Origin of the sequence: Shewanella sp. ENK2, from assembly GCF_043568515.1 — a bacterium.
Classification (GTDB): domain Bacteria; phylum Pseudomonadota; class Gammaproteobacteria; order Enterobacterales; family Shewanellaceae; genus Shewanella; species Shewanella japonica.
Map to the genome: position 1 here is coordinate 633963 of NZ_CP171406.1, position 23428 is coordinate 657390.

Annotated in this window: 17 protein-coding genes and 3 pseudogenes; 4 read left to right on the forward strand and 16 right to left on the reverse strand. The window is 41.0% G+C overall.

Annotated elements, in window-relative coordinates; all coding sequences use genetic code 11:
- The 13 genes and pseudogenes from rpoS to rlmD all read right to left on the reverse strand — a co-directional run bounded on the left by rpoS (position 1) and on the right by rlmD (position 14915).
- Positions 1 to 981 carry an RNA polymerase sigma factor RpoS gene (gene rpoS / locus ACGEDC_RS02945; RefSeq protein ID WP_055023776.1) on the reverse strand — a complete coding sequence of 327 codons (981 nt, stop codon included), beginning with the start codon at positions 979 to 981 and terminating at the stop codon, positions 1 to 3.
- A gap of 78 nt (positions 982 to 1059) precedes the next feature.
- Positions 1060 to 1950 carry a peptidoglycan DD-metalloendopeptidase family protein gene (locus ACGEDC_RS02950; protein WP_394496343.1) on the reverse strand — a complete coding sequence of 297 codons (891 nt, stop codon included), beginning with the start codon at positions 1948 to 1950 and terminating at the stop codon, positions 1060 to 1062.
- A 36-nt stretch (positions 1951 to 1986) separates the two neighbouring features.
- On the reverse strand, positions 1987 to 2622 hold the full coding sequence (locus tag ACGEDC_RS02955) for a protein-L-isoaspartate(D-aspartate) O-methyltransferase (protein WP_055023774.1): 636 nt from the start codon (positions 2620 to 2622) through the stop codon (positions 1987 to 1989).
- Entirely contained in the window at positions 2619 to 3368 is a 750-nt protein-coding gene (surE, locus tag ACGEDC_RS02960; RefSeq protein WP_055023773.1) for a 5'/3'-nucleotidase SurE, read from the reverse strand. Before surE ends, ACGEDC_RS02955 begins: the two co-directional genes overlap by 4 nt.
- Positions 3365 to 4524, reverse strand: a pseudogene (truD, locus tag ACGEDC_RS02965) (tRNA pseudouridine(13) synthase TruD). Before truD ends, surE begins: the two are co-directional and overlap by 4 nt.
- Before the next feature lie 61 nt (positions 4525 to 4585).
- Positions 4586 to 5065, reverse strand: coding sequence for a 2-C-methyl-D-erythritol 2,4-cyclodiphosphate synthase (gene ispF / locus ACGEDC_RS02970; RefSeq protein ID WP_055023771.1), 480 nt, complete (start codon positions 5063 to 5065; stop codon positions 4586 to 4588).
- A gap of 45 nt (positions 5066 to 5110) precedes the next feature.
- Entirely contained in the window at positions 5111 to 5833 is a 723-nt protein-coding gene (ispD, locus tag ACGEDC_RS02975) for a 2-C-methyl-D-erythritol 4-phosphate cytidylyltransferase (protein ID WP_394496346.1), read from the reverse strand.
- Between the two features lie 4 nt (positions 5834 to 5837).
- On the reverse strand, positions 5838 to 6140 hold the full coding sequence (ftsB, locus tag ACGEDC_RS02980; protein WP_055023769.1) for a cell division protein FtsB: 303 nt from the start codon (positions 6138 to 6140) through the stop codon (positions 5838 to 5840).
- A gap of 102 nt (positions 6141 to 6242) precedes the next feature.
- Positions 6243 to 7544, reverse strand: coding sequence for a phosphopyruvate hydratase (eno, locus tag ACGEDC_RS02985; protein ID WP_055023768.1), 1302 nt, complete (start codon positions 7542 to 7544; stop codon positions 6243 to 6245).
- 231 nt (positions 7545 to 7775) lie between these two features.
- The gene (locus ACGEDC_RS02990; protein ID WP_055023767.1) at positions 7776 to 9413 is read right to left on the reverse strand and encodes a CTP synthase; all 1638 of its coding nucleotides are present in this window, start codon (positions 9411 to 9413) and stop codon (positions 7776 to 7778) included.
- 535 nt (positions 9414 to 9948) lie between these two features.
- Positions 9949 to 10788: a nucleoside triphosphate pyrophosphohydrolase gene (mazG, locus tag ACGEDC_RS02995; protein ID WP_394498222.1), complete on the reverse strand. Its 840-nt coding sequence runs from the start codon at positions 10786 to 10788 to the stop codon at positions 9949 to 9951.
- Between the two features lie 211 nt (positions 10789 to 10999).
- Positions 11000 to 13206 (reverse strand): annotated as a pseudogene (gene relA / locus ACGEDC_RS03000) (GTP diphosphokinase).
- 335 nt (positions 13207 to 13541) lie between these two features.
- A complete protein-coding gene (gene rlmD, locus ACGEDC_RS03005; RefSeq protein WP_394496350.1) occupies positions 13542 to 14915 on the reverse strand; it encodes a 23S rRNA (uracil(1939)-C(5))-methyltransferase RlmD in 1374 nt (457 codons plus the stop codon).
- 101 nt (positions 14916 to 15016) lie between these two features.
- Between rlmD and barA the strand changes: the two genes are divergently transcribed.
- The 4 genes and pseudogenes from barA to recN all read left to right on the forward strand — a co-directional run bounded on the left by barA (position 15017) and on the right by recN (position 21396).
- Positions 15017 to 17848, forward strand: coding sequence for a two-component sensor histidine kinase BarA (gene barA, locus ACGEDC_RS03010; RefSeq protein ID WP_065108625.1), 2832 nt, complete (start codon positions 15017 to 15019; stop codon positions 17846 to 17848).
- Positions 17838 to 18449, forward strand: coding sequence for a YjaG family protein (locus ACGEDC_RS03015; RefSeq protein WP_065108626.1), 612 nt, complete (start codon positions 17838 to 17840; stop codon positions 18447 to 18449). Before barA ends, ACGEDC_RS03015 begins: the two co-directional genes overlap by 11 nt.
- 183 nt (positions 18450 to 18632) lie before the next feature.
- Positions 18633 to 19598 carry an AEC family transporter gene (locus ACGEDC_RS03020; RefSeq protein ID WP_394498224.1) on the forward strand — a complete coding sequence of 322 codons (966 nt, stop codon included), beginning with the start codon at positions 18633 to 18635 and terminating at the stop codon, positions 19596 to 19598.
- A 140-nt stretch (positions 19599 to 19738) separates the two neighbouring features.
- Positions 19739 to 21396: pseudogene (gene recN / locus ACGEDC_RS03025) on the forward strand (DNA repair protein RecN).
- Between the two features lie 76 nt (positions 21397 to 21472).
- Here the strand turns inward: recN and ACGEDC_RS03030 are convergent.
- The 3 genes from ACGEDC_RS03030 to nusB all read right to left on the reverse strand — a co-directional run bounded on the left by ACGEDC_RS03030 (position 21473) and on the right by nusB (position 23414).
- Positions 21473 to 21964 (reverse strand): phosphatidylglycerophosphatase A family protein, encoded by a 492-nt coding sequence (locus tag ACGEDC_RS03030; protein WP_065108629.1) that lies wholly within the window; start codon positions 21962 to 21964, stop codon positions 21473 to 21475.
- Entirely contained in the window at positions 21964 to 22920 is a 957-nt protein-coding gene (gene thiL, locus ACGEDC_RS03035) for a thiamine-phosphate kinase (protein WP_055023758.1), read from the reverse strand. The genes ACGEDC_RS03030 and thiL overlap by 1 nt, the downstream gene beginning before the upstream one ends.
- An 89-nt stretch (positions 22921 to 23009) precedes the next feature.
- Complete coding sequence (nusB, locus tag ACGEDC_RS03040; protein WP_055023757.1) at positions 23010 to 23414, reverse strand: transcription antitermination factor NusB; 405 nt, start codon at positions 23412 to 23414, stop codon at positions 23010 to 23012.
- Between the last annotated feature and the right edge of the window lie 14 nt (positions 23415 to 23428).

Consider the following 23428-nt stretch of genomic DNA (forward strand, 5'->3'; position numbering starts at 1 on the left):
TTAGCTTCTGAATAACGCTTCAACTGACAAGCCTTGTGCACCTAAAACATCTTTCAATCGTTTTAAAGCTTCAACTTGGATCTGGCGGACACGTTCACGCGTTAGGCCAATCTCAGCACCCACATTTTCTAATGTAGAAGGCTCATAACCTAATAAACCAAAACGTCTCGCGAGCACTTCTCTTTGCTTAGTATTTAGCTCATTTAGCCAACCTACTATCGAATTTGATAGATCTTCATCCTGCACTTTGTAATCAGGTCCAACCGAATCATCATCAGCAATGACATCTAATAAGGCTTTATCATTTTCGCCGCCTAATGGCGTATCTACAGAAGTGATTTTTTCGTTTAGCTTTAACATGCGGCTTACATCGCTAGTAGAAACATCTAACGTATCTGCGATTTCTTCAGCCGTGGGCTCATGATCTAATTTTTGAGCCAATTGTCTTGCGGTACGAAGGTACACGTTAAGCTCTTTAACGACATGAATAGGTAAACGAATGGTGCGAGTTTGATTCATGATAGCGCGCTCAATGGTCTGTCTTATCCACCATGTCGCATAAGTTGAAAAACGAAAGCCTCGCTCTGGGTCAAATTTTTCGACCGCGCGAATAAGTCCTAGGTTACCTTCTTCAATAAGATCAAGTAACGCTAGTCCACGGTTGTTATACCTTCTGGCAATTTTAACAACTAAACGTAAGTTACTTTCTATCATGCGGTTACGAGATTTCTCGCAGCCTTTGAGTGCTTTACGTGAAAAGAAGACTTCTTCTTCTGCACTAAGCAAAGGGGAAAAACCAATCTCACCTAAATATAGTTGAGTGGCGTCAAGATTCTTTTGCAGATCATCTTGAACTTGTTGGTCGATATCGGGTTGCTGTGCTGTTTTGGCTTTAGTTCCTGCCTTTAGTGCAACCTCTTCTGGTTGTTTAGCTAAATCCATAAGCTCTTCTGCTACTGCAGCGTTTTGTTTCTGGCTCATATGGTGCTCTCCCAAACCTGATAAAATTTAAGTATCTACTGCACTTGCCTATCCTCCGTTTTAATGTGAACTAAACAGTTAGCGTTTAGGTAAATAATTTAATGGGTTAACTGACTTACCATGGAGACGGATCTCAAAATGTAACATCACCTGGTTTGCCCCTGTGCTACCCATTTTCGCCACTGTCTGTCCTGCATTTACATATTGTTTTTCTTTGACCAATATTGCATCAGCATGGGCATATGCACTTAAAAAATCTTCGTTATGCTTAATAATGACTAAATTACCATATCCACGAAGTGCATTGCCGGCATAAACCACTCTTCCATCAGCTGCGGCTTTAATAATATCACCGCGAGAACCCGCAAGCTTAATGCCCTGATTCCCCTGTTGAGTGGTAGAGAAATACCCTATTATTCGACCTTTACTCGGCCAATTCCACTTACTTACTTTGTCTGGCAAGCGTGAAACAGGATTTTTCGCTACTTGTACCGTTTTTTCTTGGGTAGTTTTTACAGAATACGCAGGCTTTGCTTTGTGATCAAGCTCTTTTTTTGTACTATTTTTATCAGCGCTAGTGCTAGCCTGTTTTGTAGCTGTAGTTTGTTTTGCCACAGGTTTCTTTGCAGGCTTAGGTTTACTGTTCGCTACAGCAACCGGTTTAGTTGACGTTTTGCTAGGTGTAGGCTGATAGAGTTTCAGCGTCTGCCCGGGGTAAATTGTGTAAGGTGCTTTGAGGCGATTATATTTAGCAATATCGCTAAAATCCTTGCCTGCCCCCCAAGAAATTGAATACAAGGTATCACCACGTTTTACTTTGTAAGTGCCAGAGGTGATCGAGCCTTTATTGTATTTCGGCCCAGCAGAAGCCGAAATACTACTCACAGGTGCTGGGGTATGAGCTTGAAAACTACAGCCCGTAATTGAAAGCAATATGAAAGTGATTAAAACCCAATTGTGATACTTCAAGCATGTTCTCCAAAATGATAGGAAATATCACCCTAATTAAGCGAGTTCACCATTAATTAATGGGACGAATTTTACTGCCTCAATAATCTGTGAACTGTACTCATTCCCGTGACGAGTAATTTTTAATAATTGCTGGGAGTCTTCTCCAACAGGGATCACTAATACACCGCCTTCTGATAACTGCATCAATAAAGCTTCTGGCACTGAAGCTGCAGCAGCAGTCACCATAATGGCATCAAAAGGGGCTTTGTTCTGCCACCCTTTCCAGCCATCACCGTATTTAAAAGAAACGTTATGCAAATCTAAACGCTTTAATCGCTGCCGAGCTTGAATTTGCAACGCTTTAATTCGTTCAATAGTGCACAGTTGCGGCACTAACTGAGCTAATATTGCAGCTTGATATCCTGAACCTGTGCCAATCTCCAACACTTTGCTAGGATTATGTTGTAACAACAATTCAGTCATTCTTGCGACAATATAAGGCTGAGAAATCGTTTGTCCTTGCCCAATAGGTAAGGCGGTATTCTCATAAGCTTTATGCGCCAAAGCGCCATCTAAAAATAGCTCTCTTGGAGTATTAGACACGGCTTGTAAGACGGCATTATTACGAATCCCAGCTTCGTGTAACTTTCTCGCTAAATTAATGGCAACTGTTGAGGCTACCTGGCTCATAGTTTATTTATCCAGTTCTCTAAACCAGCAAGCTGATTATATGCAGTTAAGTCGACAGTTAACGGAGTGATTGAAACAAAACCTTGCTCTACAGTGCCAAAGTCTGTGTCATCACTCGCATCTTGTTCTTTACCTGGCGGGCCTAACCAGTATATATCTCGCCCAGCAGGATCTTGAGCTTTGATCATGCCTTCAGCTTTATGTCTCGAGCCTAGGCGAGTCACGCGTATGCCTTTGATTTCTTCTACTGGCAAGTCAGGGACGTTAACATTTAAAATTTGATCATTATTAATGGGGTGTTCAAGCAAGCCTTGTACAATTCTAGCCGCATAAATTGCAGCACTTTGATAATGTATCAGCTCTTTGCCAACTAAAGACACAGCAATGGCAGGCAGTCCTAAAAATCGCCCTTCCATCGCAGCTGCCACTGTGCCTGAATATAATGTGTCATCACCCATGTTTGCGCCTGCATTAATGCCAGATACGACAATATCGGGTTCATTATCACATAGCTCACGAATTGCTAAGTGAACACAATCGGAAGGTGTGCCATTAACCGCAATATACCCATTATCTAAGTTATTAATTCTTAATGGATTAGTCAAGGTCAAAGAATTACTCGCTGCAGAACAGTTACGATCAGGAGCGACCACTTTTACCTTCGCGATTTTAGCAAGTTCAACAGCAAGGGCTTTTATACCAGGAGCCGTTACTCCATCATCATTACTAACAAGTATATTAATCACTTTGTCGACTCTTGTGCTTTTTGTAGGTTTTCTGCTTGCATTGAAGCTTGCATTTGTTGTTCTGCAACCCTTTGCTGACGTGCAACTTCCTGCACATCTTGATAATCCAATAACTCTCGCAAAACGGAAGTTGCATAGCTACCTGCAGGTAATATGAACTCTATGAGCAAGGTGTCTTGTTCAAAACGATATTTCAATGCTTGCGGTTTTAACAGCATAGGCCGTCTTTCTTGCTCTAACCCAGCTTGCTCTAACCCTTGTAGATCGTTTGTTAGTGCTATTAACGCAGCTTGCTCAACATTAGCTGCATCAGCTTGAGGGAGTATGCTACCTCTTCCCCATAACGGCGCCGATAACTGAATATCATTACTTGATAACCTTGCTAATGTTTCAGGATCCCATTTATCTGTCACAAAAAAACTTTTACTCCCCGCAAGCATGACGCAATCACCTGTCAGAGGAGCAATACTATGATGGTTTAATCGATAAGACACCACTTGATTAAACACATTAGAGCGAACTGCCGAAAGATACATACTGCGCTTTTTTCGATCTTTTACTTTTTTCCAGCTAGCATTTGCTGGCCAAAAATCAAATTCTTACCTTGATGGCCAAAGCGCTGTTCCCCAAAATAATTAGGGACACCAGTTTGCATTACCTGTAAAATACGTTTCTCAAGCTCAGCCTTGTCACTGACATTGCGCAGGGTGAGTTCAAAACGATTTCCAAGTAATGCCCCAATACGCAATTTTTTACTATGGCGCTGACTAGATAATATGGTTAAGCGAGGGGTATTTTCTTTATTCGCTAAGTCAACTTCATTCGCCTTTGCATCATTATTATCTTTTGTTGAAAGAGACTGCCAGTCAGGGGTTTCTTTTCCCGGAATTCTGACTCCGAACCATTGCTCAGTAACGGCGTTTTTATCTTTTTGGCCCGCGTACGTCACTTCTTTTTGATGAACTTTAGCGAATTTAGCCAAGATTTCAGCCACCTGATTGGTATTCAAGCCCTCTTTACGCACATGGATCATATGATGCTCACCTTCACCTGTTGGACTGAAAGGGAGCATTTCTTTAACGATAAAATCACTGTTTACAGTACGTAAATCAGCTTTACATGCAGGCTTACCAAAAAGGTAATGTAACGAACTCATGATATTTTCTCTAACTCATTGGGGTTGTAAGTTGAACGGCACTTACAAGAAAACGGTTTAACTATTTTTGTGTCATTAAAACAACTGACTCAACGGCTATACCTTCTTTGCGACCTGTAAAACCTAACTTTTCGGTCGTTGTCGCTTTAACATTAATATTCTCAACATGCGTCTCTAAATCAGTCGCAATACACTGACGAATGGCTTCAATATGAGGTAGCATTTTAGGCGCTTGAGCAATAATAGTGACATCAAGGTTGCCTACAATAAATTGCTTCTGCTTTGCGAGATTAAAGCAATGTCTTAATAAAACACGGCTATCAGCCCCTGCAAATTCAGCATCGGTGTCAGGAAAATGCTTACCGATATCTCCAAGCGCCATAGCGCCTAAAATCGCATCTGAAACAGCATGCAGCACAACATCACCATCTGAGTGAGCAATTAATCCCGTCTCATAAGGTACTGTGACACCGCCTAAAATAAGTGGCTTATCGCCACCAAACTTGTGTACGTCAAAACCATGTCCAATTCGTATATTCATCATTATCACTTTTCGTTAATGTTTATGCGTATAGGTTTATCAAGCTTATTTGCTGTTGATATGCGCTAAAAACAGCTTTGCAAGTTGCAGATCATCAGGGTGAGTCACTTTAATATTGTCAGCTCTACCGTTGACCAAGCCTGGCTTCACGCCAGCCCACTCCATTGCACTGGCTTCATCTGTAATCGTGATATTTTGCTCAAGTGCTGATGATAGATGTTGTTGCAACTGCCCTGCTGGAAATAGCTGTGGCGTCAATGCATGCCATAAATTATCTCGGCACACGGTTTCTGCAATTGACTGACTCGATGACTCACACCTTTTCATGGTATCTCTTACTGGCATAGCCAAAATAGCGCCTTGTGGAAATTGCTCTCGAGAAGAGAGTAATTTATCGATATCAGTTTGGGTTAAACATGGTCTTGCTGCATCATGAACCAATGCCCATTTAGGCTGAGTACTGTGATCATTTTTACAGATAGCGCTAAGAGCGGCGAGCACAGAATCAGCTCGTTCATCTCCGCCAATAACTGTCGTTATCTTTGGATGTTCAGCCTGAGACAATGTCTCAAAGAATCGATCCTCAGGATGCAAAGCAACAATGACTTCACTGATATCAGCATGAGTGATTAAGCTATCTAAGGTGTGGGCTAAAATACTTTGCTCACCAAGTGCTAAATACTGTTTAGGGATAGTGGCGCCCATTCTTGCGCCAATGCCAGCTGCCGGCACAATGGCAATCACATCTGATGTTACAGACTTCATCATTTTTTTACTGACCAAAGGTAGAATTATTACGAGGGTTATTACCTACGACACGATAGAAAGTTTCTCCTTCCTTTACCATGCCTAGCTCATTGCGAGCACGTTCTTCAATTGCTTCAGTGCCACTTTTAAGATCAATAATCTCTTCTTTAAGCACGAGGTTTCTTGCAATAAGTTTATTATTACTTTCTTGTTGGCTGGCAATTTGCTTTTGCAAATTCATATACTGAGAAAGGTTGTTCTCGCCTAACCATAGTCGATACTGCAACAAGCCTACTAAGATAAAAAGTAATAGTAAAAGTCGTTTCATATAGTTGGTTTTCGGCGAAATTTAAAAATAATAGTAATGCTATAGTACAACAAAAAAGGCCACCTAGTGGTGACCTTTTTAAGATTTAGCTAAGAATTGAAATTAAGCTTGGCCTTTCACTTCTTTTAAACCGTTATAAGGTGCTTTCTCACCTAGTGCTTCTTCAATACGAAGTAGTTGGTTGTACTTTGCAACACGATCACTACGACTTAATGAGCCCGTTTTAATTTGGCCTGCAGCAGTACCAACAGCTAAGTCTGCAATCGTTGCATCTTCTGTTTCACCACTACGATGAGAAATGACGACAGTAAAGCCTGCGTCTTTAGCCATTTTGATTGCAGCTAACGTTTCAGTTAACGAACCAATTTGGTTAAATTTGATTAAGATTGAGTTAGCAATACCGTTGTCGATACCGCGCTTCAAAATTTTAGTGTTTGTCACGAATAAATCGTCACCAACTAATTGGATTTTGTCACCTAACAATTTAGTTTGGTGTGCAAAACCGTCCCAATCAGACTCGTCAAGACCATCTTCAATTGAAACAATTGGGTATTCTTTCGTTAGATCTTGTAAGAAGTAGTTAAACTCTTCTGAAGTGAATTTTTTACCTTCACCTTTAAGGTCATAGATATTTGCTTCTTTGTCATAAAACTCAGATGCGGCACAGTCCATCGCTAGTGTGATGTCTTTACCTAACTCGTAACCGGCATTCGCTACAGCGACTTTAATTGCAGCTAATGCTGATGCATTAGATGGAAGGTTAGGTGCAAAACCACCTTCATCACCCACTGCAGTTGAATGACCGTCAGCTTTTAAGACTTTCGCTAGGCTATGGAATACTTCAGCACCCATGCGTAAACCTTCACGGAAGTTAGCAGCGCCAACAGGCTGAATCATAAACTCTTGAATATCTACTGAGTTATCAGCATGCTCACCACCATTAATGATGTTCATCATTGGTAGTGGCATAGAGTAAACACCAGGCGTACCGTTTAAATCAGCGATATGGACATATAAAGGCACTTTCTTTGATGCTGCAGCAGCTTTAGCCGCAGCTAAAGACACAGCTAAAATAGCGTTAGCACCAAATTTAGCTTTATTTTCAGTACCATCTAAGTCAATCATGATTTGGTCAAGTTCAGCTTGAGCCAATGCATCTTTACCTTTTAGTGCATCTGCAATTGGGCCGTTTACCGCTTCAACTGCTTTTAAGACACCTTTACCTAAGTAACGTGCTTTGTCGCCGTCACGTAATTCTAATGCTTCACGTGAACCAGTAGATGCACCTGATGGTGCCGCAGCCATACCAAAAGAGCCATCATCAAGATGTACTTCAGCTTCTACTGTTGGGTTACCACGCGAATCCATGATTTCGCGACCAATGACGTTAATAATGTTAGCCATAATATCCTCGATATATGTAAGATAAAATTAAAATAGAAAATCAATACCAATAATCAGTAACATTAATCTAAATAATGAATCACTATTGGTATTTCACTTTCAGTTTGGTAATTTAAAATCAATTCGCAGCATAGCATAGACCTATTATGTTAGCGCAGCAACTATCAAAGCGCACAAGATTGTCTATGGATAAAAAAAGCCATTGATGTTGGCATCAATGGCTTTCGTTATTTAGCTAGCATCACCTTTTTGATGGGCAGCAGCGGCAGCTACAAACCCTTCAAATAGTGGGTGGCCATCACGTGGCGTCGAGGTGAACTCTGGATGGAATTGACCCGCAACAAACCAAGGGTGATTTGGCAGCTCGATCATTTCAACTAACTTGCGGTCAGATGAAAGACCACTGAATACTAATCCTGCTTTCTCTAAGCGCTCAACGTAGTTGTTGTTCACTTCAAAACGATGACGATGACGTTCAACACACGTATTCGAATTATACGCCGCTGCAGCTTTAGAGCCTTCCAGTAAATGACAAAGCTGAGCGCCTAAACGCATCGTGCCACCTAGATCTGACTCTTCATGACGCTTCTCAATATTACCTTCTTCATTGATCCACTCAGTGATCAAACCAATAACTGGATGGTCAGTTGAAGAATCAAATTCTGTTGAATGCGCATTTTCAAGGTTCGCAACGTTACGAGCAAACTCAATCAATGCCACTTGCATACCTAAACAGATACCGAAATAAGGTACGTTATTTTCACGGGCGTATTTAGCAGCATAAATTTTGCCTTCAACACCACGTTCACCGAAACCACCAGGAACCAAGATACCGTCTAAGCCTTCTAAAACTTCAGCACCTTTTGCTTCAACAGTTTGTGAATCTACGTATGTGATATTAACGGTTAAACGATTTTTCAGGCCAGCATGTTTTAATGCTTCATTGACTGACTTGTAAGCATCAGGTAATTCAATGTATTTACCCACCATACCAATAGTGATTTCACCTGTTGGGTTAGCTTCTTGGTAAATTACATTTTCCCACTCAGATAAATCAGCTTCTTTACAATCAATACCAAAGCGCTTGATAACTAATTCATCAAGACCTTGCGAGCGAAGTAACGCGGGGATTTTGTAGATACTGTCAACATCTTTAAGCGAGATAACGGCTTTTTCTTCTACATTACAGAATAGCGAGATCTTTGCTTTTTCATTCACAGGGATCGCACGGTCACCACGACATACAAGTACATCTGGCGCAATACCAATTGAACGCAACTCTTTAACAGAGTGCTGTGTAGGTTTAGTCTTAATCTCACCTGCTGCACCTAAGAAAGGCACTAAGGTTAAATGCATAAATAAAGTGCGATCACGTCCTAGCTCTGCACTTAATTGACGAATAGACTCTAAGAAAGGCAATGATTCAATATCACCCACAGTGCCACCAATCTCTACGATAGCAACATCATGGCCTTCACCACCTTCAAGTACTTTCTCTTTAATCGCATTAGTAATATGCGGTATGACCTGAATGGTTGCGCCTAAATAATCACCACGACGCTCTTTACGTAATACTTGCTCGTAAATACGACCAGTAGTGAAGTTGTTACGACGGTTCATTTTGGTACGAATGAAACGCTCATAATGACCTAAGTCTAAGTCAGTTTCAGCACCATCTTCAGTCACGAATACTTCACCGTGCTGAGTCGGGCTCATGGTACCTGGATCAACGTTAATGTATGGGTCCAGTTTCATAATGGTTACATTGAGGCCACGCGCCTCTAAAATTGCTGCGAGCGACGCTGCTGCAATGCCTTTACCTAGTGAAGAAACAACGCCACCAGTAACGAAGATATACCTTGTAGTCATGCTGAACCTGAGAATGTGAGTTTGAAAAATACGTGCTTGTAAGAAAGCACTAGGACGGGGCGACATTCTACCAAATTAGCCTGATAACAACAAACAATAAACTCATTAAATTAATATAAAACTTATGCTCACTGTTTTAGCGAGCTAGTTACCCATCTATCCCCGCAACAAAGTGTAATTTAACCAATTGATTCTATTCTTAGTGGAGCTATTAAACACGGCGATAAGAATGATTCACTGCCTCTGTTGTGAATCCCACACTTTATTTCAAATACTTATGGTCATAATCTATTCCAATATCTATTCCAATATCTTTTCCAAAAGTACCTTAGTCACAAGTACCTTAGCCGCCAGTCTCTTAGCGCCTAATTGCTTAACGCCCAGTATTTTAACGACTGATACCTTAATGAATAATGACTGGCGCTACCTTTCAACTTTTGACTTAATTAATGCTAGATAATGGACTCTTCGTCGTTAAGTTCATCGTTGTTTAGTTCAATCTCTATAAACAACTTGCTCTTATTCAAGCCTGCAATTATTTGCGTCGCTCGGTTTGCTTAACGGTATCCCAATATGCGTCTAGCTCCTCGAGTGTGTGCTCACTCATGGGTTTTGTACTTTTTTCAGCTAAACTTTCAACACCTCTAAATCGACGCTCAAATTTTTGATTCGCTTGTCGTAAAGCAGATTCAGGATTAACACCTAGATGCCGCGCCATATTGGCTACTGCAAAAAGTAAATCCCCCATTTCATCAACCACTTTAGCTTGGTAGATTTCTGGCTCAGCTTGTAAATGTTTCGCCTCTTCCATGACTTCGTCGATTTCTTCATGGACTTTAGCGACAACAGGGGCTAAATCAGGCCAATCAAAGCCGACTTTTGCAACTCGTTTTTGAATTTTAATCGCACGATTTAACGCAGGAAGTGATACAGGAATATCATCAAGTAGAGAAAACTGCTGTTTTTGTTCACGTTCTGTTTGTTTAATCGCCTCCCAAGACTGTTTGACTTTTTCGGCGTTGTCTATTGCCGTGTCATTGTTAGTTGGCACACTGTTAGTAGGCGCACTGTTAGTTGAACCTAGCTTTAGAGCGCTTTGTTGATGAAATACATGCGGGTGTCGGCGGGTTAATTTATCGCAAATTTTATCTACTACGGTGGCAAAATCAAATAAGCCCTGCTCTTTTCCTAATTGACAGTAAAACACCACTTGAAATAACAAGTCGCCTAGCTCATCTGGTAATGATGTTAAGTCGGCTTGCTCAATGGCATCAGCGACTTCATAAGCCTCTTCAAGCGTAAACGGCACTATGCTCGCAAATGTCTGTTGTTTATCCCATGGGCATCCCGTTTCAGGATCTCGCAGTTTTTCCATTATGTTTAACAATGGTTGAATAATGTTTTTTGGCTGGCTTACTAACAGGGCATCTAATTCAGCAGAATCTGGAGTTTGTGACATGGTAAATACTCTTTTGCGCGTTTTAAAAATGGGACAAACAGTAAACTAAAGCTATGAAAGAAAAAGGTGGTAAACCAGTTGATTTACCACCTTAATTAAAACGTATCACTTTCAACTAGTCGAATGATTATAACCGTCTTGCTTCAATCACACCCTCTATCTGACCAAGCTTAACTAATATTCTTGATAAGCCATCTAAATTATACAGTTCTAATTCAAGGTCGACTGCAGCAGTTTGATTTTTTTCATCCGATGTTGAGCTCATCGCCATCACATTGGACTTTTCAGCCGCAAGCACCGTTGTGACGTCTCTTAACAAGCCGCTTCTATCGTGAGCACTCACTTGGACTTTAATGCGATAACCACCTGAATAGTTCTCGCCCCAAACGACCTCCACGCTGCGCTCAGGGTGAGCACGCATTAACTCTTTAACTTGTGAGCAATCACTACGATGTACCGATACGCCGCGCCCCATGGTGATATAACCAAATATTTCATCTCCAGGAACAGGTTTACAGCAACTTGCAATGTGGCTTAATAAATTGCCTACCCCATTAACTTCGACCTGGCCTTTGCCTTTTCGAGCAGGCTTTGTATGGGAGCGTTTAATGATTTCTTCGACAATTTCTTGTTCTGTACTCGGCTCTTTACGCAAGCTAGTTTCAACAAAGTTGACCACTTGGTTTAAACGTAAATCCCCCCACCTATCGCCGCTAACATGTCATCCATAGAATTCATGTTAAAACGCTCAACCGCAACTTGAGCATCTTTAAGTTTCAGCGACACTCTTGCCAGCTCAGCCTCTAGTAATTCTTTACCTGCAACCATGTTTTTGTCACGGTCTTGTTGTTTAAACCAGTGCTGAATTTTAGAGCGTGAACGAGATGACTTAATGTAGCCTAAGTTAGGGTTAAGCCAATCGCGTTTTGGGTTAGGGTGTTTTGAGGTGATGATTTCAATTCGTTCACCGGTCTCAACTTGGTAAGTAAACGGCACAATACGCCCATCCACTTTAGCGCCAATACATTTGTGACCGACATGGGAGTGAATGTAGTAAGCAAAATCCAGTACCGTGGAACCTAGCGGTAAATCGACTACCTCACCATTGGGGGTAAATACATATGCTCGGTCTTCGAAAACCTGACTGCGCACTTCTTCGACAAGGTTGCCAGTTTCAGCCACATCCTCTTGCCACAATAAAATCTTACGTAGCCAGTTAATTTTTTCTTCATAGCCACTTTGTTTACCACCAGCAGTACCTTCTTTGTACTTCCAGTGAGCTGCCACACCGAGCTCTGCATCTTGATGCATGGTTTCTGTGCGGATTTGTATTTCAACGGTCTTGCCTTCTGGGCCCACAACCACAGTGTGAATAGATTGGTAGCCATTAGGTTTAGGGTTTGCGACATAATCATCGAACTCTCGCGGAATATGGTGCCACAAGGTATGCACAACCCCTAAAGCACCATAACAGTCTTGCAAGCGGTCAGTGACAATTCGCACCGCTCGTACATCAAATAGCTCATCAAAGGTAAGATCTTTACCCTTCATTTTCCGCCAAATACTGTAAATATGCTTTGGACGACCGTAGACTTTAGCGCGAATATTATCTTTATCTAAACGCTCTTGCAGCTGAGTAACAAACTTATCGACAAACACTTCTCGATCGACACGTTTACCATCTAATTGCTTAGCAATATCTTTATAAACAACTGGGTGCAGGTATCTAAAAGAGATGTCTTCTAGTTCCCATTTGAGTTGGCCGATACCTAACCGGTTGGCAAGAGGGGCATATATATCAGCAACTTCACGCGCAATCAAAACCCGAGTTTCTTCATCGCCATTTTTGACTTCACGAAGTAAACGTAACCGCTCAGCAAGTTTTATTACTACAGCACGAACATCTTCGACCATAGCCAATAGCATTTTACGAATATTATCAATTTGCGGTTCGGCTGCACGAGAATCTTGACTGACTTTTAGTGCACCAATGGCTTCCATGGTGACAACACTCGCCACAAGTTTACTTAAACTTGCACCAAATTTTTCTTCGATATCCTCAATGGATAATATGCCTTCATCATGAACGATAAAAAGCAGTGAGGCCTGCAGGGTTTCGATGTCCATGTTTAAAGGGGCAAGAATCTCGACCATCTCTCGTGCTCGGTCAAGTAATCCACGATGAACATCTGGCGTTGCGGTTGGCAAAGCATCGAGCTGTTGAATAAGTTCCAGCAACATTTGGGCTTCTTCGGCGTTTTCTATATAACGCTTAACCCATTCATCGATATTAAAATCTGATGAATTGAAATGTGCTTCTCGGACTGAGACCATAGTAAACTTCCTTTTCGGTACTTATTTTACCCTTACAATGAAACAAGCAATATCAACAAAACTAACGCAGTGCATTTCGCCCTGCACAGATAAAAATAGTCATCTTGAGGGTTGAGTATTTTATGTCAAATTAATATTACTCAATTTACAAATTCTTACGTAAAATTCAAATTTCAGCTTATTGTTTGGCCAAAAGTGAGTTGTTCTGGGTATTGGCGACACGTAATATCAATAATAAATCATCTAGAATGAATTTAGTGTTACGTGAGCAACATTCCCCAAAAACCTTTAGCCAATAACCAAAAAATGAGCCGACTTGCTTTGGCAGGTTCAACCTAGCGAGTTTCAAATAATGCCATCGCTTCAATATGATGCGTTTGTGGAAACATATCTAACATAGTCAATTTACTCAATTGATAACCTTGCTCAATTAACACCTGACTATCGCGCGCTAAACTCGCTGGGTTACAGGATACATAGACCACTTTTGCAGGTTTCATTTTAGATAACCATTGCAAGCTTTCATATGCACCGGCACGAGCCGGATCGAGAAGTAATTTATCAATTTGTCCTAACCAGCTTGCCTCAGATAAATCAGCACTTAAATCGGCATGGTAAAAATGAATATTGTTTAATTGGTTTTCTTTCGCATTTTGATTGGCTTGAGCCACCATTTCAGGCACGCCTTCAACCCCAACCACATCTGCGGCTTGTAACGCCAATGGCAAACTAAAATTACCTACGCCACAAAACAAATCTAAAATTCGTTCATTTTCTTTAGGTGCTAGCCACTCAATAGCTTGAGCAACCATCTTTTGGTTAATATCCGCATTCACTTGCACAAAATTACCAGGACTGAACTGGCACTGAACTTGGCCTTCAGCTAACCGATAAAAAGGTAATCTAATATGATTCTCAGTATCGACATCGGCTTGAGATTCATCTGCCACAAACAGAGACTGTAATTGACCTTCATTGTCTTGAGTTAGCAAATGAATCTTTTGCGCTTTGGCAAACTCGATGAGTAACTGACTATCACTTTCTTTCAAAGCTTTAGTGATACGCAATACCGCAAACACACCATTTTCTGCTTCAGTTAACTCCACATGCCCTAACGTTGTCTTAGCATGAAGTTGATTAAGTAATGCGGTAAACGGTGTGATTAAATTTGATAATGACTTCGCTAATACATCACATTGTTTTATTTGCACAATATTACTGCTATTGGCAGCACGGAAGCCTAATTCAAGCATTTTTGATTTCTTATTAAACAGCGTAGCTAGCCTTGCCCTTCGGCGATAATGCCAATCTTCACTGACGACAGGCTCAGTAAGAATACCGTCTTCGACATCTACTGCCAGTTTGCTCATTAAATTAGTTAAGGCAGCTTGTTTATGTTGACGTTGTGCATCTATGCTTAAGTGTTGTAAATCACAACCGCCACACTGTTGATAATGTGGACATTTTGCTTTGGCACGATTTGGTATTTTTTCATCAATACTGATTAATTTCGCTTTAGCGTATTTTTTCTTTTGTTCTGTTAGCTGAACCGTCACTTTTTCACCAGGGAGCGCACCAGGTATAAACACGACCTTACCATTATGCTGTGCTATACCAGCGCCAAGGTGATCGAGTTGTGTTACCGTTAAACTCAACTTAGCTGATAACTGCTTCGTTTTGTTCGGTTTTGCTTTAAAAAATTGCGCCATTTTGGCCTCTGGTATGGAATAAAAAACTGGTCAAGAGTGCTCTATTTCTGGCAATCTAGACAACATATTTGATAAAAGTCTTTAGGAATAATTACTTCACGATGAATAATGCTAACAACATGACCAAATACAGCCTCCGTTCGTGGGTGCTTGTACTTGCGTTAGCGCCTACCGTGATGGTGGGTATTCTACTTGGAAGTTACTTCACCATAAACCGTTTTTATGAACTTGAAGAAACCTTAATCGCCCAAGGCCGTAGTATTGTCGAACCATTGGCTATTGCAAGTGAATTTGGTCTTGTCACCGAAGATAGAGAAGCCACTAAACGCTTATTAGCCGCATCGCAATTAAACAACTCATCTTTGATTCACTCTATCGCCATTTTTGATAGCGACAACCAACTGTTTGTCACCTCGCACTACCATAAAGATTTCGAAAGTATGCGATATCCACTAGCGCTGAGAAATTTAATCGCCAGCCAATATGAAACCATAGACGATACTATGGTCATTCGTGTGCCTATTTTATCCCATACCGGTATTGCGCCCAAAACCAATAACTATATTGCAACAGCCTCTCCTGCTCCGACAGGAACTAGCGTTATCAATAATGCTGAAGGTCAGCAAATACTGGGCTACATTTCAATATTATTAAACAAAGAAAATGCATTATTAGAACAACATCGGGCAGCGATAGCGGCTTTTGTTATTGTATTAATCGGGGTGCAGTTAAATCTATTTTTCACCTTTCGATTAGTAAAGCATGTGAACTACCCAATTACAGAAATGGTTCGGGTCGTCGCAAAAATCCGTGAAGGAAAGCTCGATACTCGCCTTGAAGGACAACTTATCGGTGAGCTAGATTTACTGAAACGTGGCATTAATGCCATGGCAAGCTCCTTGTCTGAATATCACGATGAAATGCAGCAAAATATTGACCAAGCGACTTCTGATCTGCGTGAAACCTTAGAGCAAATTGAGATTCAAAACGTTGAGTTGGACTTAGCTAAAAAACGGGCGCTTGAAGCTAGCCGAATAAAATCTGAGTTTTTAGCAAACATGTCTCACGAGTTACGTACTCCGCTTAATGGTGTCATTGGTTTTTCTAGACAACTGATTAAAACGCCCCTGCACTCTAGCCAGCTTGATTACATCAAAACCATTGAAAGAAGTGCCAGTAACTTACTGGGCATCATTAATGACATTCTTGATTTCTCTAAACTCGAAGCGGGTAAAATGGTCCTTGAAAAAATGCCTTTTGCTTTGAGAGAAACCATTGCCGATACCATCAGTATCGTGGCGGGTAGCGCACATGAAAAAAGCATTGAATTAGTTGTCGATATTGATGACAACGTGCCAGAAAGTGTCAGTGGCGATGCAATGCGCGTAGGTCAAATCATGACAAATTTAATTGGTAATGCGATTAAATTTACCGATGAAGGCAGTGTGATTTTAAAAATGCATTTAGTTGGCCAGAGAGATGAAAACATTACCTTGCGCTGCGAAGTGATTGATACAGGTATCGGTATCGATGAAGGCCAACAAGAATATTTATTCCAAGCCTTCGGGCAAGCTGATTCGTCTATATCTCGACGCTTTGGCGGTACAGGATTAGGCTTAGTGATTACCAAACGCTTAATCAATCAAATGGGCGGGCAAATCGGTTTTACTTCTACGCCTAATAAAGGGTCGACATTCTGGTTTATGCTGCCGCTTGAGCTAAGTCAATTCCATATCGGTGAAGTATTACACTTAGAGTCTTTGCGGGATAAAACATTATTACTGTTTGAATCACGTGAGCTCACTCGTGATACCTTTAATCGCCGCTTTGAAGCTTGGGGAATGCATTTAACGTCTGTGGGACAACTACCACATTTAGAAACCACATTGTCTTCGAGTAAAGTGCACTACGATTATATTCTTCTAGGCTGCCATGGCTTTAAAGATAATGAGCAATTACTCAGCTTCTTAAAACTTGCTCGTGAAAAGACAGCTTGCTTGGTGTTATTGCATGACGGTATCGAGCAACAAGAAATCTTAAACCAAGGATTAAGACCTAATACAGACATACTGATGAGTATGCCGGTCAGTGACTATGATTTAGCGAATCAGTTGATACATCCACCAACGCAAACAGCGTTATTAACTGAAACATTGCCTGAAACAGTTTATGAACGTAAAAACCTTAATGTTCTGGCCGTTGATGACAACTTAGCGAACCTTAAGTTAATTGATACCTTACTGAAAGAACTCGTGGTGAATGTGGTATCGGTGAATAACGGTGATGATGCGATTAAGTATGCTAAACAACAAGTATTCGATGTCATCTTTATGGACATTCAAATGCCTGGCACTGATGGCATCACGGCAACCAAGTTGATTCGTCAAGAGTCACAAAACCGCAATACGCCAATCATTGCCGTCACTGCCCACGCAATTGCAGAAGAGCGAGAATTAATTTTAGGTAGCGGCATGGACGGTTATCTGCCTAAGCCGATTGATGAGGCAGCCCTTAAAGGAGTTATTGATCGCTGGATCAATAAACCTAAGTTTACCCATTTTGATATGCACACTTTAAATTGGGAATTATGCCTTGCTCAAACGAATCAAAAACCTGATTTAGCCCTCGAAATGCTGCAGATGTTAGTTGATTCATTGCCTGATAACGTTGTTAACATTGAAACAGCCCTTAAAACTGTCAATAGCGAACTCATGTTACAGACCGTGCACAAACTTCATGGGGCAAGTTGTTACTGTGGTGTACCTAACACTCAGAAGCTTTGCCAAGAAATTGAGTCTGCGCTAAAGCACAAAACCAGCATTGAAGATCTTGAACCAGAAATACTTGAGTTACTTGATGAGTTAACTAAGGTAGAATCAGCAGCAAATCAAGTGATATCACAGTTATCAGCGGATGTACCCAATGAGTCATAAACCCGGTTTTTTTAAACGTTTAAAAGCGTTGTCTTTACCTCAAAAGCAATTATTTGCTACCGCACTTTGCCAACGCATGTTGCCAAATTATCAGTTATTTTCTGAAGTTTGCGAATTTGGCGAGCCAAAAACACTCAGCACTGTCTTAGAGCTATTGTGGCAATCTCAATACGATAAAAAACTTAAATTTAACTATGACATTCATTTACAACGCTTAGAAGACAACACCCCTGAGCCAAGTAACTTTGAAGCATACGGAGTTTACCCAGCAATGGATGCAGCTGTCGCGTTAACCACCTTACTTGGCGGTATTCAGGGTAAAATTGAAGAAGACATTACCAACATCAGTAAATTATCTTCAAGTACAGTAGCCAACTACATTGAAGCTATCAGTGTTGATGAACTTCAAGATGAATTAAACGAAGAAGTCGTAGAAGAGTTTGTTTTCGCACATCCTGTGATGCAGGAAGAAAAAGAACTACAAGGGATGCTACTGGATATTATTGAAGCTAACCCTAAATTATCAGCTGAATTCGTTAAAGAGTTACGTAAAGAAATAGTCGACGCTGGTGTTTCTAATATTGGGATCAGTGTTCAGTAACTGAGTTTTTTGTTTGGAATATTTATTGGCAAGATTTATGGGCATTCAGCCTATAAATAAACTTTGAGCACACTTGTTAGTGCGCTCAGAGTTGCACTTGCATCATTAACTTATTCGCCACCCCAATGACTGTCAAATCAACAATGTCATTGACTTCCAATAGACACACATAAGGAGAAGATGATGGCCAACATTTTAACTCCCCTTATTGCTGTCTTTGGCATCATGTTGCTAGGCTTTATTGTTCAAAAGCTAAAAGTGCTTCCTCATGATACCGACTTTACATTAAACGAATACGTCTATTACGTGGCGTTCCCCGCTATTTTATTCATTGCGTTAGCCGAAACCGATATACATGAGATCATGCAATGGGGCTTTATTGCGGCCTTTGGTATTGCAATGGTTGTGACCTATTTCATTACGGTGCTCATTTCATCTATCGCAGATAAAAAACAACCGGCACTAGCCGCTATCAGAGGGTTAAATACCAGCTTTGGTAATACCGCATTTATTGGTATTCCACTAATGATGATGCTTTATCCAGATAACAATCACGCAATCACAGCTGCTGCTATTGCGAGTTTGTTATCTGTCATTATGTTTGCCTTTGCAATGGTCAATATGGAACTTGCCATCAATAAAAAGCAAAAACGACACCCTGTGCTTATTATGTTGAATGCGTTAATTAGTAATCCCATTGTTATTGGTTGCACTTTAGGAGTCATGGTATCAGCTTTGTATATCCCAATTCCTGATAGCATCAGCATGATGATGAGGTTAATTGGCAATACCTCAAGCCCATGTGCGCTGTTTGCGATTGGTATGGTTCTCGCTAAAGCAATGCATGGAGGTACAGAGCCTGAAACACCACCTCACCATCTTGCAATCGAAATGGGCATATTAAATATACTTAAACTCGTGATTCAGCCATTGATTGCTTATGGTTTACTACGCTATTTTAATGTCGATAACGAGTTACTTATCATGGGGGTCATCTTAGCTGCATTACCAACTGCAGCAAGTGTTTACTTACTCGCACAGCGTTATCAAACCTATGGGTTATCGAGCGCTAAATGCATCTTGATTAGTACCCTTGCCACCTTTATTAGCCTTCCCCTGATTGAACAATTACTTGAACAGCTCAACTAAATACTAAACTTCTTGCTGCTAAAAACTTCCGCATAAATACAACTCAAAAAAATTAGCAACCAGCACTTTACTGTATATAAAAACAGTGTAGACTGTTTATAAATACAGTGGTTTGGTGTTTCTTTACACAGGGATTGATTATGCTTTGCCAATTAAGCATTAATAATTTTGCGATTGTACGTTTTCTTGAACTTGACTTTAAAGCCGGAATGACCAGCATCACAGGGGAAACTGGTGCCGGTAAATCTATCGCTATCGATGCGCTAGGCCTATGCTTAGGCAATAGAGCCGATGCCAATACCGTTCGCCCTGGAGCAAACAAAGCGGAAGTATCTGCACGGTTTTCGCTTGAAGATGTGCCGTATGCTAAACGCTGGCTTGAAGATAATGATCTTGATGTCGATGAAGAATGTATTTTACGTCGAACGATTAGCGCCGACGGTCGCTCTAGAGCCTACATTAATGGTAACCCTGTCCCACTCACTCAACTTAAAGCACTAGGACAATTATTTGTCGGAATTCATGGGCAGCACGCTCACCATGCCATGCTTAAAAGTGAGCATCAACTTACCTTACTCGATAGCTATGCCAACCACAGTATCCTTATCGACAATGTGAGTAAAAGCTATCAACGCTGTAAGCTCATTGAAAATGAATTAAAACAATTACAGTTAAACCAACAAGAGCGTATTGCCCGCAAACAACTTCTACAATACCAAGTCGAAGAACTGGACGAATTTGCTTTAAAGCCAGGTGAATTTGAGCAAATAGAGCAAGAACACAAACGCTTGGCTAACGGCAGTGATTTAATTGAAAATTGTCAATTAACGCTTCAATTGCTTAGCGAGGACGATGAGCACAATATTGAGTCCTCATTAAATCGGGTGATAGGTTTTGCCGATCAATTACAATCATTTGATCCAGCATTGCAAAGTGTTGCAAACATGCTCAATGAAGCCTTAATTCAGGTACAAGAAAGTACCAGTGAAGTTCAAGACTATTTAAGCAAAATAGAGCTAGATCCCGAGCATTTTGCATTTTTGGAACAACGTATTTCCAAAGCCATGCAACTGGCAAGAAAGCATCATGTTCAAACAGAGCATTTAGCTGAACACCATCAAGCATTAGCCATAGAATTAAAAGAGCTAAATAACGATGCAACCCGACTAGATGAGATTCAACAGCAAGTTGACGACAGTAAACAAGCTTATATTAAAAGCGCTCAAAAACTCAGCCAAAGCCGACTTCGCTATGCAAAAGAGCTTAATAAACTTGTCACTCGTTCGATTCATGAATTGAATATGCCTAAGGGTAAGTTTTCTATAGAAGTCAATTTTACCCTGACATTCAATCTGTTACTGGTAGCGATCAAATTGAATTTCAAGTGACCACTAACCCAGGACAACCCCTTCAACCGATTGCAAAAGTCGCTTCTGGTGGTGAGTTATCACGTATTGGTTTAGGTATTCAAGTTATTACTGCGAAAAAAGTTGCCACCCCGACACTCATATTTGATGAAGTCGATGTCGGTATTTCTGGGCCAACTGCGGCTGTTGTAGGACGAATGCTGCGCAGTTTAGGGGAATCTACTCAAGTTATCTGTGTGACCCATTTACCTCAAGTAGCAGGTAATGGTCACCAACATATGCTGGTGAACAAGTTTAGTAAAAGTGGTGGCACTGAAACACAAATGAAACCCCTTGATAAAGAGCAAAGGATCAGTGAATTAGCTAGGTTATTAGCTGGTGATGTTATTACAGAAAACACACTTGCTAACGCTCGAGAGCTACTTCAATAGCTAAGATAGTAAAGTGCGCACTAATTACTAAAAAGCCCACCAATTGGTGGGCTTTTTAGTGATTATCAATCATGACTTATACGAAATAATAGATAAGCTGCAGACAGATTAATGCAAAAAAGCCTGCTAAAACATCGTCAATCATAATACCAAAGCCGCCATGCACTTTGGCATCTAGCCAACGAATAGGCCAAGGTTTCAAAATATCAAAAAAACGGAATAGTGCAAAACCAATGACTAACCATATTAAGCCCGCTGGGGCAGCTATCATGGTAATCATTAAGCCAGCAACCTCATCCCAGACAATGGCGCCATGATCATGGACTCCCATGTCTTTGGCTGCTTTATCACATATATAAAAGCCAATAAGCGTACTTAACACAGTGATAATAATAAATGCGGTTAAGCTAAGGTGCCCCATTAAGTAAACTAATGGCACTGCTGCTAATGTACCGAAAGTGCCGGGGGCTTTAGCTGCTAGCCCACTGCCAAACCCAAGTGCTAGGAAATGCACTGGATTTTTAAGTGATAATTTTTTTACCGCTGGATCGTTTGATAATAGATTCATTAAAAGTGCTCAAAACTTTTTAGGTCTAGCTCAAATGGTTCGCCATTGGATACCAACCTTAATTTATCACCCGCGCATATTTGTCCAATTTTGACAAATTTAACACCTGCGTGAATTAAGGCTGTATCTAAAGCGCCCCGCTGTGCTTCAGGTACAGTGAAAAGAAGCTCGTAATCTTCGCCCCCAGTCAAAGCATAATTGATTGCTTGCTCTGGGCCCACTGAGCCAACCAATGAAGTCGATAACGGTAATTCATTGACATCAATGACGGCTCCAACGTTTGAAGCTTTTAATATATGAGCAATATCGGAGTTAAGGCCATCAGATAAATCAATTGCACTGGTTGCTAATGAACGCAGGGCTTGTCCAGCCAAGATTCTTGGCGTTGGATGATAATGGCGATTAATCAAAAACTCTTTAAACTGAGGGTCAACATCTTGCTTACCTAGCAAAATATCCAAGCCTAATGCGGAATCACCTAAGGTACCAGTGACATAAATCCAGTCACCGATTTTTGCACCACCACGAGTTAAGGCTTTACCGGTAGGAACTTGACCATGAATCGTGATATTGATACTGCGTGGGCCACGAGTAGTATCACCACCAATCAAGCTCACACTGTAGTATTCCGCAGCTTCAAACAGCCCTTCACTAAACTGCTGTAACCAGTCGTTATCAACATCAGGCAAGGTTAACGCCAGGGTCATCCAAGCGGGATCAGCTCCCATTGCAGCTAAATCAGATAAGTTTACAGCCACTGATTTATAGCCTAACTCATGCGCAGGCATTGAAGGTAGGAAGTGAATATTTTCTACGAGGGTGTCACAAGAAATTGCAATAGATTTGTTTTCAGCTGGTTGTACTAATGCACAGTCATCACCAATGCCGAGATGAACATCACGACGTTTCTGACCTTTATCACGGAAAAATTGTTCAATAAGTTGGAATTCTTTCACGATAAAATTGGTACGGTTGCCCGCCCACCTACTGTTATAGAAATCGGTAAGCCATACAAAAACGGTATCCGAAGATACCGTTTTATTTATTACTTACGAGTAACAAGCTTATCTAGCATACCATTGACAAACTTATGACTGTCATCGGCACCAAAGGCTTTCGCTAATTCGATACCTTCGTTGATAGCCACTTTAAATGGCACATCTTTACGATAAGTGAGTTCATACGCAGCTAAGCGCACAATGGCTTTCTCAACTGGCGATACGTCTTCAATATCACGATCTAAATGTGGCTTTAAAAGCGCATCAAGTTGAGTCGCTTTTGTTGCTACACCTGATAGCAACTCACGAAAATAAGCTACATCAACACCGTTAATGTTTTGCTCAGTTAAAAATTCGTGTTCAACGTCAGCAACGTTATTTTGGCTTAACTGCCACGAATAGATAGCTTGAACAGCTAAACGGCGTGCCTTACGGCGCTCTGAAGGCTTCATTACTTTTCCTACTA

Bases quoted from the DNA above. Each gene is read 5' to 3' on its own strand.
- rpoS (WP_055023776.1), bottom strand. From the start codon at position 981: ATGAGCCAGAAACAAAACGCTGCAGTAGCAGAAGAGCTTATGGATTTA.
- ACGEDC_RS02955 (WP_055023774.1), bottom strand. From the start codon at position 2,622: ATGAGCCAGGTAGCCTCAACAGTTGCCATTAATTTAGCGAGAAAGTTA.
- ispF (WP_055023771.1), bottom strand. From the start codon at position 5,065: ATGAATATACGAATTGGACATGGTTTTGACGTACACAAGTTTGGTGGC.
- ispD (WP_394496346.1), bottom strand. From the start codon at position 5,833: ATGATGAAGTCTGTAACATCAGATGTGATTGCCATTGTGCCGGCAGCT.
- ftsB (WP_055023769.1), bottom strand. From the start codon at position 6,140: ATGAAACGACTTTTACTATTACTTTTTATCTTAGTAGGCTTGTTGCAG.
- eno (WP_055023768.1), bottom strand. From the start codon at position 7,544: ATGGCTAACATTATTAACGTCATTGGTCGCGAAATCATGGATTCGCGT.
- ACGEDC_RS02990 (WP_055023767.1), bottom strand. From the start codon at position 9,413: ATGACTACAAGGTATATCTTCGTTACTGGTGGCGTTGTTTCTTCACTA.
- mazG (WP_394498222.1), bottom strand. From the start codon at position 10,788: ATGGAAAAACTGCGAGATCCTGAAACGGGATGCCCATGGGATAAACAA.
- rlmD (WP_394496350.1), bottom strand. From the start codon at position 14,915: ATGGCGCAATTTTTTAAAGCAAAACCGAACAAAACGAAGCAGTTATCA.
- barA (WP_065108625.1), top strand. From the start codon at position 15,017: ATGAATAATGCTAACAACATGACCAAATACAGCCTCCGTTCGTGGGTG.
- ACGEDC_RS03015 (WP_065108626.1), top strand. From the start codon at position 17,838: ATGAGTCATAAACCCGGTTTTTTTAAACGTTTAAAAGCGTTGTCTTTA.
- ACGEDC_RS03020 (WP_394498224.1), top strand. From the start codon at position 18,633: ATGGCCAACATTTTAACTCCCCTTATTGCTGTCTTTGGCATCATGTTG.
- ACGEDC_RS03030 (WP_065108629.1), bottom strand. From the start codon at position 21,964: ATGAATCTATTATCAAACGATCCAGCGGTAAAAAAATTATCACTTAAA.
- nusB (WP_055023757.1), bottom strand. From the start codon at position 23,414: ATGAAGCCTTCAGAGCGCCGTAAGGCACGCCGTTTAGCTGTTCAAGCT.